This window comes from Hymenobacter swuensis DY53 (assembly GCF_000576555.1).
Lineage (GTDB): Bacteria > Bacteroidota > Bacteroidia > Cytophagales > Hymenobacteraceae > Hymenobacter > Hymenobacter swuensis.
On the sequence record NZ_CP007145.1, the window covers coordinates 4,209,224 to 4,224,584 of the forward strand.

General features: G+C 59.4%; 6 protein-coding genes. All 6 read left to right on the top strand.

The window, feature by feature from the left end:
• Positions 1-6 precede the first annotated feature (6 nt).
• The 6 genes from gatA (at position 7) to sov (ending at position 15,267) form a co-directional block, all read left to right on the top strand.
• Entirely contained in the window at positions 7-1,446 is a 1,440-nt protein-coding gene (gene gatA / locus HSW_RS19465) for an Asp-tRNA(Asn)/Glu-tRNA(Gln) amidotransferase subunit GatA (RefSeq protein WP_044003378.1), read from the top strand.
• A gap of 203 nt (positions 1,447-1,649) precedes the next feature.
• Complete coding sequence (locus HSW_RS23150; protein WP_081768505.1) at positions 1,650-3,611, top strand: LysM peptidoglycan-binding domain-containing protein; 1,962 nt, start codon at positions 1,650-1,652, stop codon at positions 3,609-3,611.
• A gap of 153 nt (positions 3,612-3,764) precedes the next feature.
• Entirely contained in the window at positions 3,765-4,358 is a 594-nt protein-coding gene (locus HSW_RS19475) for an outer membrane protein assembly factor BamD (protein WP_044003379.1), read from the top strand.
• A 154-nt stretch (positions 4,359-4,512) separates the two neighbouring features.
• A complete protein-coding gene (locus HSW_RS19480; protein WP_197031914.1) occupies positions 4,513-6,789 on the top strand; it encodes an NADP-dependent malic enzyme in 2,277 nt (758 codons plus the stop codon).
• 235 nt (positions 6,790-7,024) lie between these two features.
• Positions 7,025-7,630: a Holliday junction branch migration protein RuvA gene (gene ruvA / locus HSW_RS19485; protein ID WP_044003381.1), complete on the top strand. Its 606-nt coding sequence runs from the start codon at positions 7,025-7,027 to the stop codon at positions 7,628-7,630.
• Positions 7,631-7,875: 245 nt separating this feature from the next.
• On the top strand, positions 7,876-15,267 hold the full coding sequence (sov, locus tag HSW_RS19490) for a T9SS outer membrane translocon Sov/SprA (RefSeq protein ID WP_231501323.1): 7,392 nt from the start codon (positions 7,876-7,878) through the stop codon (positions 15,265-15,267).
• The last annotated feature ends 94 nt before the right edge of the window (positions 15,268-15,361 follow it).

Here is a 15,361-nt window from a genome sequence, read left to right on the forward strand (position 1 = left end):
TTCGTCTTGAGACGCTTCAACTCCCTCACGGAAGTTCGCCACGAGCTGACGGCAGGCACTACGTCCTGTCGTCAGCTCGTGGAGTATTATCTGGATAACATCCGCCGCAAAGAACACCTGAACGCCTTTCTGGAAGTCTGGCCCGAGGAGGCCCAGGCCCAGGCTGAGGCCGTAGACGCCAAGCTGGCGGCCGGTACCGCCGGCAAGCTGGCGGGTATGGTCATCGGCCTCAAGGATGTGCTGGCGTACGAAGGCCACGCCCTGCAAAGCAGCAGCCACATTCTGGATGGCTTCAAGTCTCTGTTCACTGGCACTGCCGTGCAGCGTTTGCTGGACGAGGATGCCATTGTTATCGGGCGCCAGAACTGCGACGAGTTTGCCATGGGCGCTTCCAACGAAACGTCCTACTTCGGCCCGGCCCGCAACGAAATTGATCCTGACCGTGTGCCCGGCGGCTCCTCAGGTGGCTCGGCAGTAGCCGTGCAGGCCGATATGTGTCTGGCGTCTATTGGCTCCGATACAGGTGGCTCAGTGCGGCAGCCAGCGGCTTTCTGCGGTATCGTGGGCTTCAAGCCTACGTATTCGCGCATTTCCCGCTACGGCCTGATTGCCTATGCGTCGTCCTTCGACCAAATCGGGACGCTGACTCGCTCGGTAGAGGACGCCGCGTTGCTGTTGGAAGTAATGGCCGGAGCTGACTCGTTCGACAGCACCGTGAGCCAGCGTGAAGTACCGGCGTACAGCCAGCAGCTGACCCCTGCCCCGCACTACCGCGTTGGGTACATCAAGGACTGCCTGGAGCGGCCGGGGCTGAATCCGGAAATTAAGGCCGCCACGGAGCAGGCCCTGGAGCAGCTGCGTGGCCAGGGTCATGTGGTGGAAGCCGTGGATTTCCCGTACCTCGACTTCATTGTGCCGACGTATTACATCCTGACTACCGCCGAAGCCAGCTCCAACCTGAGCCGCTACGACGGCGTGAAGTTCGGCTACCGCGCTCCGGATGCAACCGACCTGGAGTCGCTTTATAAGAAGACGCGCGCGCAGGGCTTCGGTCCGGAGGTACAGCGCCGGATTCTGCTGGGCACCTTCGTGTTAAGTGCCAGCTACTACGACGCGTACTATACCAAAGCCCAGCGCGTACGTCGCCTCATTAAGGAGAAGACCGACGAGCTGCTGCGCGAGTATGATTTCCTGGTGCTGCCCACCACGCCCACCACGGCCTTCCGTATAGGCGACGTGAATAAGGACACGCTGGCTATGTACCTAGCCGATATTTTCACGGTGCAGGCGTCGCTGGCCGGTGTACCCGCCATTTCGGTACCCAACGGGACCGACTCACAGGGGCTACCCATTGGGTTGCAGATTCTGAGCGGCGCGTTCCGCGAAGAGCATCTGTTGGCGTTTGCCAACGCTGTTACAACAACGCTGACGCCGGAGCTGGCTTAGGCGCATCAGCCGCAGAACAAGTATTCTGAAGCCGGGCTTCAGTCACTGGAACGATTTTTACACGTACCATTCCAGCGGCTGACACCCGGCTTCAGAATAACTCGTTCTGGCTTTTTCCGGAATCTGCGTTATTTTTGAAAACATGCTGGGTTGAGGCTCAGCATTTTGTATCTCCGGCTGCTCTGCCCAGTTCCTTATGTAACATGATAAAGAAGTCGTTGCTGCGCGCTGCTGTTCCCGTTTTGCTGGCTTCGGCCCTTGCCCGTCCGATGGCGGCCCAGGTGCGGCCCGAGTTGCCGGCTACGCTTCAGCCTGGTGCTACCAATGACTCCCTGCATGTCAACTTAGAGCTGTTGCCTGACTCACTAGCTGCAGCTCCCATCGATTCTTCCAGGTTGGTATGGCAGCGGACGCCGCCCGAGTTGCGGGACTTGGTTGGGGACCGAATCGGCTGTCTGGAAACCGATGCTCCACACGCCTTCAACCCATCCGTTATGGCCTTTGTGCGGCTGTTCACGGAGCGGCAGCGCGGGTATACGCAGCGTGTGCTGGAGCGGGAAAATCTGTACTTCCCGCTGTTCGAAAAGTACTTGGCCAAATACAATCTACCGGTTGATTTAAAGTACCTGGCCGTGGTGGAATCAGCCCTGATTCCGACGGCTAAGTCGCGGGTGGGAGCTACCGGCCTCTGGCAGTTCATGGGCCCCACGGCCAACGACCTGCGCTTACGCCGCGACGAATGGGTGGATGAGCGCATGAACCCCGAAAAGGCTACGGAAGCAGCCTGCAAGCATTTACGCTACCTCTACGGGGTATTTCACGACTGGGAAATGGTGCTGGCTGCCTACAATTGGGGCGCGGGCAACATGCAAAAGGTAGTGCGGCGCACCGGCAAGAAAACCTACTGGGAAGTACACCCCAATCTGCCAGCCGAAACCCGCAACTACGTGCCTACATTCACGGCCATCATGTACGCCATGAAGTATGCCAAAGAGCATCAGCTGCACGATCCTGCTCTGCGCTACCAGTACACCGAACCGATGGATACGCTCCAACTCGGGGGTCGTGCCTTCGACTTCAAACGGCTGGCCCGCGCCTGTGGCTACTCTGATTCGTTGGCTCTGCTGCGGATGAATCCGGAGCTACGCAAGCCCTGGCTGCCAACGGGATACCGCTCGTACACCGTTCAGTTTCCGGCAGCAGCCCGGCCGGCGTTGTCCGTAGTTGACCGTGAAACGCTATTCGATTACTGCCAGCCGTCAACCGAGCTACCGGCTCCACTCCCGTTGCGCTCAGTACTGCTGGCCGGCGTGGAGCCTTTTCCAACCAGCCGTCTGGCAGAAGGCACTGCCCATTCGGCTACCCGTGAATCCCCGCGCTTCCGCCGGGTGCGCCACACGGTAAAGCGCGGCGAAACGGTGGCTTCTGTGGCAGAACGGTACGACGTAAGTCCCGCCCAGGTACGGCGCTGGAATGAGTTGGGCAAGAGTTCGTCCTTGGGCTCCCGCCGTCAGCTTATCGTCTTTCTGCCTTTATCTCCTACAACCACGCCATCTGCCAGTACCCAACTCATGGTAGCCCCCCCTGCCCGGCGAATAGCACCCGCTGCTGTGCGCCCGACAGCAGTCAAGCCGGCCTCTGAAGCCGAGGATGGTATCGACGCAACGCGTGCTGTTACTGTTGCACCGGTCCAGCGCCCGGTCCGCACCCGCACGGCTGCCCAGCAAACTCCATCGGTAGCAGAGGCCGATGACAGCGTACCCGCTACGTATGTGGTCCGGCAAGGTGATTTTCTGGAGAAAGTGGCCCGCACTCACGGCCTGACTATTGCCCAGCTGAGAGCCTGGAACCGTCTGAAAAGCGAAACCCTAACGCCCGGCCAAAAGCTCAGCCTCAAGCCCACCGCCGAAGCCATTGCCGACCTGACTGCCGCCACCCACGAAGTGGCCGCCGCCGTGCAGGCGCCGGTCCGGCGCTCAGCCCGCACAGCACCATCGTCCCCCACCACGCCGCTTATCCCGGAAGTGCACTTGGTACAGCCCGGTGATACGCTCTATAACATCTCCCGCCGCTACCAGGGCCTTACCGTAGAGAAGCTGCGCGAGCTGAATCACTTGCAGTCAGACGACGTAAAGCCCGGCCAGAAGCTGATTGTGAGGAGCTGATTTCCGCTTTAACAGCGATAGAAGGCAATTATTTTTTATCGCCTATAAATCAGTGTATTATATAACATTTCAGGAGTAGTCTGAACTATTTTTCTGCGAGTTGGCACGGTTGTAGATTTCGGCTGATCATCTTTCCATCAGTCGTTTATTCCTATGAAATCGTTCCTCTACCTATTCCTCCTGATTACTGGTCTGCTGAGTGCTGCCGGATGTTCTTCGAAGCAAGACGACCCGACCCCACGCGACCCCGAAGCTGTTGTTTCGCTGCAACGCACTATTAGCTACCCCTCCGGCAGCCTGGCCAACCAAGTGCAAGAGTACTCGCAGCTTACCCTTCAGACGAAGCTGGCAGCCCAGACCGATGGAAGCGCCCAACTCAGCTTTGTGGCCCTAGGAGGCAAAGACAAAGTAATCCTGACTATTGCCCAGTCGCTGTTCAGCACCGGCCAGACGGGCTCCTACGCGTTGAAAAACCAGTTTGATCCACAAGGTTCTTTCTCGGCCGCTTATACGTATTACGTCGTCAACCGGCCCGGAGAATTACAATCCCACAGCTACTCGGCCAATCATATGCAGGGCAAGCTCACTGTTACCAGCTACGATACGCAGCGGCGTCTACTCAGCGGCACTTACCACTTGGTTTTGGCGGACGTAGCAGACCCCAACGACGAGACATTGGGCAACTCCAGCGGCTTGCGCAGCCGGGTAGAGCTGGTAGGCTCGTTCGAAAACCTGAAAATGGAGTAGCCCTACCCTACCGCCATCCGGCAAGCCCCGGACCGTACGCCGGTTCGGGGCTCTTTTTCTATCCGGGCGGCGGGGCGTACCTTTGACGCGGGTTGCTTTTGCCCCATCTTGCTTCCTTGTGCTTTCTTTGGAAGTCTACCCACCGCTACTTCGTATGCTGAAAATCAATAAACAGGATGCCCTCAATTACCACGCCCAGAGCCCGGCTGGTAAGATTGAGGTAATTCCCACCAAGCCTATGAGCACGCAACTCGACCTCGCGTTGGCGTACTCGCCCGGCGTGGCTGAGCCCTGCAAAGCCATTGCCGCCAACAAAGATGACGTGTACAAGTACACCGCCAAGGGCAATCTGGTGGGCGTTATCAGCAACGGGACGGCCGTGCTGGGGCTGGGCAACATCGGTCCTGATGCCAGCAAGCCGGTGATGGAAGGCAAAGGTGTCCTGTTCAAGAAATTTGCCGGCATTGACTGCTTCGATATTGAAATTGACGCCACCGACCCCGATGAGTTCATTCGCATTGTAAAGTCGCTGGAGCCTACGTTCGGAGGCATCAACCTGGAAGACATTAAGGCCCCCGAGTGCTTTCGCATTGAAACGGCCCTGCGCGAGCAGATGAACATTCCGTTGATGCACGACGATCAGCACGGTACGGCCATCATCTCATCGGCGGCGCTGCTCAACGGGCTGGAAGTGGTAGGCAAGAAGATTGGCGAAATCAAGCTGGTCGTAAGTGGGGCCGGCGCGGCAGCTATCAGTTGCTTGCGGCTGTACCTGGAGCTGGGGCTGAAGCGCGAAAACGTAGTGGTGTTCGACAAGGATGGCCTCATCACGCCGCAGCGAACCGACCTAGCCGACATGCAGCTGTTCTTCGCCACCGAGCGTTCCATCAGCACCCTAGCAGAAGCTATGGATGGGGCCGACGTGTTCCTGGGCCTCTCGGCGGCTAATGTGCTGCCGGCCGAGTTGCTGCTGAAGATGGCCGCCAACCCCATCGTGTTTGCCCTGGCTAACCCCGACCCGGAAATTGCCTACGAAGTGGCTATGGCTACCCGGCCGGACATCATCATGGCTACCGGCCGCTCCGACCATCCTAACCAAGTGAATAACGTGCTGGGCTTCCCCTACATTTTCCGCGGCGCGCTGGATGTACGGGCCACGGAAATCAACGAGGCTATGAAGCTGGCCGCCGTAAAGGCGCTGTCGGACTTGGCCAAGGAACCCGTACCGGAGATGGTAAACAAGGCTTACGGCGACAATACGTTGTCGTTTGGTCGCACGTACCTCATCCCCAAACCGCTGGATCCGCGCCTGATTACGGCCGTGAGTCCGGCCGTGGCCAAAGCGGCCATTGACAGCGGCGTGGCCCGGGTACACATCGACAACTGGTTTGCCTACGAGGACGAGCTACGCGCCCGCCTGGGGGTAAACCAGAAGCTGATGAACCGCATTACGCAGGCCGCCCGCAGCAACCCCAAGCGCGTGGTATTTGCCGAAGGCGACACCTATAAAATCCTCAAGGCCGCCCAGATTCTGCACGACGAGGGCATTGCCAAGCCCATCCTGCTGGGTAACCGCGAGAAGATTGCCCGCATTGCGCAGGAAAACTCCCTGGACCTGGAAGGCTGCCAGATCATCGATATTTTGCACGAGGAAGCCAAGCGCGAAGAGTATGCCGAGCTGTTCTATCAGAAGCGGCAGCGCCGGGGTATTACGCTTTACGAAGGCCGCCGCCTGTTGCGCGAGCGGAACTACTTCGGCTCGATGATGCTGGAAACCGGCGAGGCTGACGCTTTTATCACCGGCCTCAGTAAGGATTACGGCAAGAGCATTGTACCCTCCCTGCAGGTGATTGGGGTGGCCGAGGGCGTGAAGCGCGTGGCGTCCATGTACATCATTCAGCACAAAAAAGGCCCATTCTTCTTCGCCGATACCACCGTGAACATCGACCCGACGGCCGAGGAAATGGTGGGCATCATTGGCCTCTCGGCGCAGGCTGTGAAGTTCTTCGATACGGAGCCGCGTGTAGCTGTCATCAGCTATTCCAACTTCGGCTCCAACCCCGGCGAGCTGCCCGACAAGGCCCGCCGCGCCACCGAGCTGGCCAAAGCCCGCTACCCCGAGTTGATTCTGGACGGCGAAATGCAGGCTAACACGGCCCTCAACCCCGAACTGCTGCGCGAGCAATATCCTTTCTCACCGCTGGCCGATAAGGGCGGCGCGAATACGCTCATCTTCCCGAACGTCATCAGTGGCAACATTGCCTACAAAGTGCTGCAGGAAATTGGCGGTGCCGAAGTAATCGGGCCGGTACTGATGGGCATGCGCAAGCCGGTGCACATTCTGCAGCTGGGAGCCTCGGTGCGCGAAATCGTGAACATGGCCGCCATTGCGGTGGTAGATGCCCAGCATCCCGAAGGCAAAGGACTCTAACCGTTTGTTGCTTTCCTGCTTTTCAAAGCCTCGCTCTGCCCCGGAGCGAGGCTTTATGCTTTCATGGCCTTTGGTTTCTCTGCTTTGATTCCGGCCAAATTCGCCCCAACTTGCCCGACTACCTGTTCGGTTCACCCCACCGACTACCCTCGCCAGAACTTCTGACGCAACTGGCACAAATACCACCGCCAGCGTGTTCCGGTAGCACCGATACTCTCCAACACAACCACCCCGCATGATTGCTTACGTTGACGGCAAACTAGTCCATAAAGACCCCACCCAGGCCATTCTCGACGTGAATGGAATTGGCTATGAAATCCGGATTTCCCTGGCTACCTATTCCAAGCTGCCGGGCGAAGGGGAAAAGACCAAGCTCTATACCTACCAGCACATCAAGGAAGACGGGCAGGCGCTGTACGGCTTCCTCGACCCGAACGAGAAAGCCTTGTTCATGCAGCTCATTTCCGTATCGGGTATTGGGCCGGGTACAGGTATCGTAATGGTTTCATCGATGTCAGTTGGCGAGATTCGGCACGCCATTGTCAGCGAAGACGTACGCGCTATTCAGAGTATTAAAGGTGTAGGCCCCAAAACAGCCCAGCGCGTGGTGCTGGAGTTGAAAGACAAGCTCCGTAAAGATGAGCTGATGGCCAAAGCCGGCATTGATACGGTGCCCCTGGCTAAAGCACACAATACCAGTCGCACCGAAGCGTTAGCGGCTTTGGTAACGCTGGGCTTTGTACGGACTGCCGCCGAGAAAACCCTCGACCAGATCCAGCGCAAGCACGGCAACGACCTGAGCGTAGAGGAATTGATTAAATTCGCTCTTAAGTCCCACTAAGTCTGATTGGGGTGTTGGTTGTCGGTTGCTACTTATCAGTTGTCAGACGTGGGTATCTGCCTGGTCGTTTGCTCACAGCTGATGCGTGCCTGACCGGCAACTGCCGCCTCGTTACCTGCTCTCTTTCCCTCCTTTCGCCCGACGGTTATTGACGCTTGAATACCGGTAAGAAGTCTCTGGCTGCCTCTATGGTGGCAGTTGTGTCGTTGGTGGCCTGGTGGTCGCAGGCGAAGCCTTTAAGTGGTATGGCCGCGCCTTTCGCCATGCGCCAGCTCTGGTCAGACTGGTTACCGGGAGTAGCCCGTACGCCCCGGCTGGCCGCCGGGTTTTCGCCCGATACGCCCCGCACCGATACAACGCGCTACCGCCCCGGCACGCGCCCCCGCGTGGCTCCGGCCGACCGGATAGGCACGCCGTTTTCGCCCCAGCGCCGCCGTTCCCCGCTGGTGCTGCCGTTGCCTTCTAACGTACAACTCGATGTTCAGGCCGACGACAGCCTGCAGAATTTTGACATCCAGGAAAAAGTAGGCCCGGAATTCAACTTCCGGGACCCCAGCCGGATGACGTTTGAGGAGTATTCGCGCTGGCAGCAGCAGCAGGCCGTGCGCAACTACTTCCGCCAACGCTCCAACGGCGGCGTGGCCGGCGACCAGAACCAGGCCGATAACCGTCGGCTGATTCCCAAGATCTACCTGGGCCCGATGGCCGACCGGATTTTCGGGGGCAGCTACGTGGATATCCGGCCGCAGGGCGCCGTGACACTGCGCATGGGCTACCGGGGCAACCGCAACGAAAACCCAACCCTTACCCTGCGCCAGCAGCGGGTAGGTGACTTTCAGTACGACCAGAACCTGAACCTGAACCTGAGCGGCCAGATTGGCGAAAAGCTCAAGCTCACCTTCAACTACGACACCCGCGCGGCCTTCGATTTCGAGAACAACATGAAGCTCGATTACACGGGCTACGAAACCGATATCATCCGCAAGATTGAGCTGGGCAACGTGAGTCTGCCCCTCAACAACTCACTTATTACGGGAGGCCAGAACCTGTTCGGGGTGAAGGCGCAGTTCCAGTTCGGCCGTCTGGGCGTAACCACGCTGGCCAGCACCCTGCGCGGCCAGGCCGATGAGGTGCGCATCCAGAATGGGGGCCAGAGCCGGGCTTTCGAAATCAAAGCCAGCCAGTACGAGCGGGACCGGCACTTCTTCCTGAGCCAGGCTTTCCGGGACCGGTACGATGCCAGCCTGCGCAACCTGCCCACCGTGCAGAGCGGGGTGGAAATCACCTACCTGGAAGTATGGGTAACTAACGACAACCGCCAGAGCGACAACCTGCGCAACGTGGTGACGCTCATGGACGTGGCCGAACCCAGACGCCTCTACCGCGACGACTTCCTGAAGCCCGCCGGTCCTAATGCCTTGGCCGAGAACAACGCCAACACGCTGCTCAGCCAGATCCAGAACAGTGCCGGCTACCGGGGCAACCTCACGGTGGACAATATTCTGGCCGGCGCGGGCCTGGGACTGGAGAAGAATAAGGATTTCGAGCATGTGCGGGCCCGCAAGCTCGACCCGCGCGAGTATACCTACAACGCGCAGCTGGGCTACCTTTCCCTGAACACCCAGCTGCTGCCCGAGCAGGTGCTGGGCGTGTCGTACCAGTACATCTACAACGGCAAGACCTACACCGTTGGGGAAGTGCAGAGCAATTACACGCAGGTGGGGCAGGATGAAGTCATCTTCCTGAAGATGCTGAAGGCCACCAACCCCGGCGTGGGTCTGGCCGACCCCACGCAAAACTCGCAGAACCCGAACCTGCTGACCCGCAACCTGCCGACCTGGGATTTGATGATGAAAAACATCTATCCCCTGAACGCCAACCAGCTCAACCGCGACAATTTCCAGCTCCAGCTCGTCTACAAGGATGATGTAACGGGCGTGGATCTGATTTCATTGAAGGAAGGCCAGCGCATTGCCAACAAGCCGCTGATTGAGGTGCTTAACCTCGATAACGTCAACCCCAACAACGACCGAAACCCCGACGGCAACTTCGACTTCTTCCCCGGCATCACCATTGATACCGAGCTGGGGCGCATTATTTTCCCGGAGGTGCAGCCATTTGGCAGCTACCTGGCGGCGCAGTTTGATACCACGGCTTCCACTTCCGAGCTGGAACTGGCCCGCAAGTACGTGTACCGCGAGTTGTACAACCAGGTCCAGAGCGACGCCCAGCAGCGCCAGGAAAAGGACAAGTTCTTCCTGCGTGGCCGTTACCAAGCCACTTCCACCGACGAAATCAACCTGCCGGGCATTGGTATTGCCGAGGGCTCGGTGCGGGTGTTTGCCGGCAGCACCCTGCTGCAGGAAGGCACCGACTACCAGGTATTCTATGACCAGGCCAAAGTCAAAATCCTGAACCCGAGCTACCTCAACTCGGCCAACGAGCTGCGGGTGGAGTTCGAGAAAAACGCGTTGGTGCAGGTGCAGCCGCGCAAGCTGCTCGGGGCGCGTTTCGATTACCGCGTGTCGCCCGACATGAACTTCGGGGCCACGATTCTGCACCTGCGCGAAAACCAGGCCCCCGGCATCAACCGGGTGAACATCGGCGACGAGCCGGGCAACAACACCATCTACGGCTTCGACGTGAACATGCGGCGCGAGTCGCGGGCCCTCACTAAGTACCTGGATGCGCTGCCGTTCCTCTCGACTAAGGAAATTTCGACGGTTTCGTTCAGCGGTGAGTTTGCGCAGCTGCTGCCGGGCCAGAGCAAGCTGGGCTCCGGCGACAGTGGCGGCGAAAACGGGGTATCCTACCTCGACGACTTCGAAAACGCCCGTACGCCCTACACGCTGGGCGGCGTCAACTCGGCTACTACCTGGCGGCTGGCCTCTACGCCGCAGCCGCTGATTGGCTCGGCTCAGGGGCTGGAAGTGGCCTACAACCGCGCCAAGCTGGCTTGGTACACCATCGACCAGACCTACTACACCAACGGCCAGAGCAAGCCCAACAACATCGGCGTCGGCGACCTGAAGAACCACTACGTGCGCGGTATCAAGCGCACGGAGGTATTCCCGAACCGCGACGTAGGCACCACCGGCAACTCCTTCGAAACGACGCTGGACCTGGCTTACTTCCCCGACCAGCGCGGCCAGTACAACTACACGCCCCAGTTCGATCCGGCCCGGCCGACGTTCTTCTCGGCTACCACGCCAGCGGCTAACCTGGCCCGTTACGGTGGTATTTCCCGCGAAATTACCTTCGATACGGACTTCGACAACGCCAACGTGGAGTTTCTGGAGTTTTGGATGATGGACCCGTTCCTGACCGGTGACAACGGCAAGGTGACGGACTCCGACGGCCACGACAGCAACAACAACACCGGCGGCGACGTGTACATCAACCTGGGTTCGGTATCGGAGGACGTGCTGGCGGACCAGAATCAGTACGAGTTTGAGAACGGTATTCCGGCCGACCCCGCCAACCTAGGCGTCGAAACCGTGGAAACCATCTGGGGGCGGGTGTCCCGGCAGCCGTTCCTGACGGATGCGTTCAGTGCCTCGCCCGATGCCCGCGCCCGCCAGGACGTTGGCCTGGATGGCGTAAACGACGGTGACGAGCAGGCCAAAGTCCCCGCTTACCAGGGTGTTGCTGACCCTGCGGCCGACAACTTCCGCCACCACCTTGATGCCAGCTACGACCAGGCCAACGCCAAAGTACTGGCCCGCTACAAGGATTTCAACGGCATGGAGGGCAACTCGCCCGAGGGCAGCCAGCTCAGCTCCACCGCCTTCCCCGATAAGGAAGACCTGAACCGCGACAATGTGCTGTCGGATACGGAGCGGTACTACGAGTACCGCCTGCAGCTGCGGCCGGGCCAGCTGGAAGTGGGGCAGAACTTCATCGTGGATAAAATCACGAACAACAACACCGATACTAACGGTGAGCCGGTAACGTGGTACCAGTTCCGGATTCCGGTGCGCCAGCCCGACCGGGCCGTGGGCGTGCCAGCTGGCCAGGATTTCGGTTTCAAATCCATCCGGTTCCTGCGCATGTATCTCACCCGCTGGCAGCAGCCCGTGGTGCTGCGCATGGTGCAGCCGCAGTTTGTGGCCAACCAGTGGCGCCGCTACCTCAACAAGCTGGCAGAACCCGGTCAGACCATCGTCAACCCCGATACGGACGCGGATGCATTCAGCATTTCGACGGTAAGCATTGAGGAAAACGGCATTTCGACTACGGCGGCCGATGCTATTCCGTACGTGCTGCCCCCCAACATTCGCCGCGACCGGGAATACGGTTCCAGCACCGTCAACCGCCAGCAGAACGAGCAGAGCCTGCGCCTGGTAGTAGACGGCCTGCGGGACGGGTTTGCCAAGGCGGCCTACAAAAACATCAGCCTGAACATGCTGCGCTACAAGCGCCTGCGGATGTTCCTGCACGCCGAGAGCGAGCAAAACAACATGGATGGCAAGGTGCGCGGCTTCGTGCGCCTGGGCACCGATTACATTCAGAATTACTACGAGTACTCCCGCCCGCTGGTGATGACCCGGCCCGGCCAGAAGCTGGTGGATGAGGTATGGCCCCTGGAAAACCGCATCGACCTGCCTTTCCAGGCGTTCATTGATGCCAAATCGGCCCGTAACAAGCAGGCTTCTTCTGGCGTGGACTACACCAAGCCCTTCGTGGTTACCCTGCCCGATGGCTCTACCATTACGGTAGTCGGCAACCCCGATCTGTCGGCGGTGCAGGGCGCCATGATTGGCATTCTGAACCCCAAGGATGACGGCATTAACCGCTCGGTAACGCTGTGGGCCAATGAGCTTCGGGTACTGGATTTCGATAATGAAAGCGGCTGGGCCGCTACTGCCCGCTTCAATACCAAGCTGGCCGATGTGGCCAACATCACGGCCACGGGTAGCTTCATCAGCACCGGCTTCGGCGGGCTGCAGGACAAAGCCCAGCAGCGCTCCATCGACAACATCACGCGGGGCGACGTGAATGCCACCGTGGCGGTGGAGAAATTCTTCCCGGAGAAGCTGGGTCTGCGGGTGCCGGTACTGGTGCAGGCCGGCATCGAAACCCGCTCCCCCAAGTACGACCCCCTCGACCCCGATACTAAGCTGGAACAGTCGTTGGAGAAGTTTAAAACCTCGGAGGAGAAGGCCGCCTACCGCAAGGAGGTTATCGACCAGACCAGCCAGCGCAGCATTTCCCTGCTGAACGTGCGCAAGGAGCGCACCAACGTGGAGCGCAAGGTGCAGCCCTACGATATTGAGAACTTCGCCGTGAGCTACTCCCTGACGGAGCGGCTGCACACCGACATCCGCACCGACCGGGACTACACGCGCACCTACACCGGGGCCTTGGCCTACGTGTACCAGGCTACGCCCAAGAACTACACGCCGCTGGCCAAGCTCAAGGCCCTGGACTCACCGTACCTAGCTTTCCTCAAGGAAGTCAACTTCACGCCTTTGCCCTCGCGCTTCTCCTTCCGCGCCGACCTGGACCGCCGCTACAACGAACGGTTCCTGCAACGTACGCTGGAACCCGGTCAGGTACCCGTAACGGATGGTATTCCGGGCGTGTTCCAGAAGTCGTTTTACTTTAACCGCATCTATGATCTGCGCTGGGACCTGACCAAGGCCCTGGCCCTGGACTATACCGCCAACAACCGGGCAATTGTGGACGAAGGCGTAGGCCGCACCATCGGCAGCTCCGACGAGGCCCAGCGCAACCGGGACCAGATCCGGCGAAACCTGTTCCGCAATGGCGGCCGCACCACCAACTTTAACCAGACCGTCGCCCTCACCTACCGCCTGCCTCTCGACAAGTTTCCGTTGACGGACTGGCTCTCGGCTGATGCCCGCTACGCGGCCAACTACACCTGGCAGGCTGCTTCCACGGCACTTACCGCCCCGGTGTACCCCGCCTTCCCCGACAGTACCCAAACGCGCGAGCTGAACCTGGGTAACACCATTCAGAACAACGGGGAACTAAGCACCAACGGCAAGATTGACTTGGTGAAGCTCTACAACAAAGTGCGCTTCCTCAACATCATCAACAACGCCCCGCCGCCCGCGCCCCGCCCCCGTGACAAGGACGCCGCCAAGCTGGACCCACGCGCCGCTTTAGCCCGGAAAGGCCAGCCCACGGATAGCCAGGACCAGACTGCCGCCGCTGATTCCAGCAAAGGCCCGGAACTGCGCTTCCTCAAAGCTGTCCTTCGCTCCCTAATGACGGCCCGGTCCCTGAACTTCACGTACTCTCGCTCCAACGGCACTCTGCTGCCCGGCTACCTGCCCCGCACCCGCTTCTTCGGGCTGGATAACGGTTTCGATGCGCCGGGCGTGCCCTTCCTGCTGGGCCGGCAAGAAGACCTGGATGGCCTGTTCCGACGTGCCTACAACAACGGGTGGTATACTTCCGAAAGCCAGTACCTGAACACCCCGCTCAGCTCCCTGCTGACGGAGGCTCTCACGCTACGCACTACCCTGGAGCCCTTCCGCGACTTCAATATTCAGCTGGATGCCCGCCGCAACCTGGTGCGTAACCGGGAAGTATTCTACCGCACCTCAGTCGATACGACTACCCTTGAGCCGATTGGCCCACTTCCTACGGCCAGCAATGCCCTGGGCTCGGGCACCTTCACTACCTCCTTCATCTCCATTCAAACGCTGTTTGGTGACCTGAGCAGCGGGGGCGAAAAATCGGAAGCTTTCCAGCGCTTCGTAGATAACCGGGTAGCAGTGCAACAGCGGCTGCAGCAGGACCGGCTTAACCAGGCAGGCAACTACGGTTTCAACTCACAGGACGTGTTGCTCCCGGCTTTCCTGGATGCGTACCGGGGCAAGTCGTCGGATAGCTACAAGTCCAAGAAGTTCAATCCCTTCTCCCTGCTGCCCGTGCCTAACTGGACAATCCAGTATAACGGGCTGGCGGAATTGCCCTTCATTCAGCGCTACTTCCGCTCGTTCACCCTGAATCACGCGTATTCTTCGGCCTACAACATTGCCAACTACACCACCTCGGCCAACTACCAGCGCGAGCCGGAAGGCTTGTCGGAAGTGCTCAACTCGGCCAATCAGTTTGTGCCGTATTACATTCTGGGGCAGGTGAGCATTGCCGAGCGGCTGGCTCCACTGTTGGGCGTGAACTTCCAGACCACCGGCAAACTCACCGGACGTCTGGAGTACCGCATCGACCGCACCATCGGCCTAAACACGACCAATGCCCAGGTAACCGAGCTGCACCGCACCGATATGGTTATTGGCGTGGGCTTCGTGACCAACCGCCTCAAGCTGCCCTTCCGGGTAGGTGGCGAGCAGCGGATTCTGCGCAACGAAATCAACGTCCGCCTCGACATGAGCATCAGTGACAACTACGCCGTGCAGCGGGCTATTCTGGACGTGGTAGACCCACTAAACGGGGCCACCGGCAGCAAAGGCCGCGCCTCCAGCATCGTTACCAGCGGCACCCGCCAGATTCAGCTGCGGCCCACCGTTGACTACGTGCTCAACCAGCGTCTGAACCTGCAGTTTTTCTTCACCCAGAACATCACGGAACCCCGGGTGGAAAACGCCTTCCGCAATACAGCCACCGAAGGCGGTATTCAGCTCCGCTACAGCTTGTCACAGTAGCCTTAGTCAGTACCCCATTGATGGGCCGGTTATGTTCTGCGTAGAACATAACCGGCCCATCTACTTTTAGCGCCCTCCTGCCATCTGCACCAAC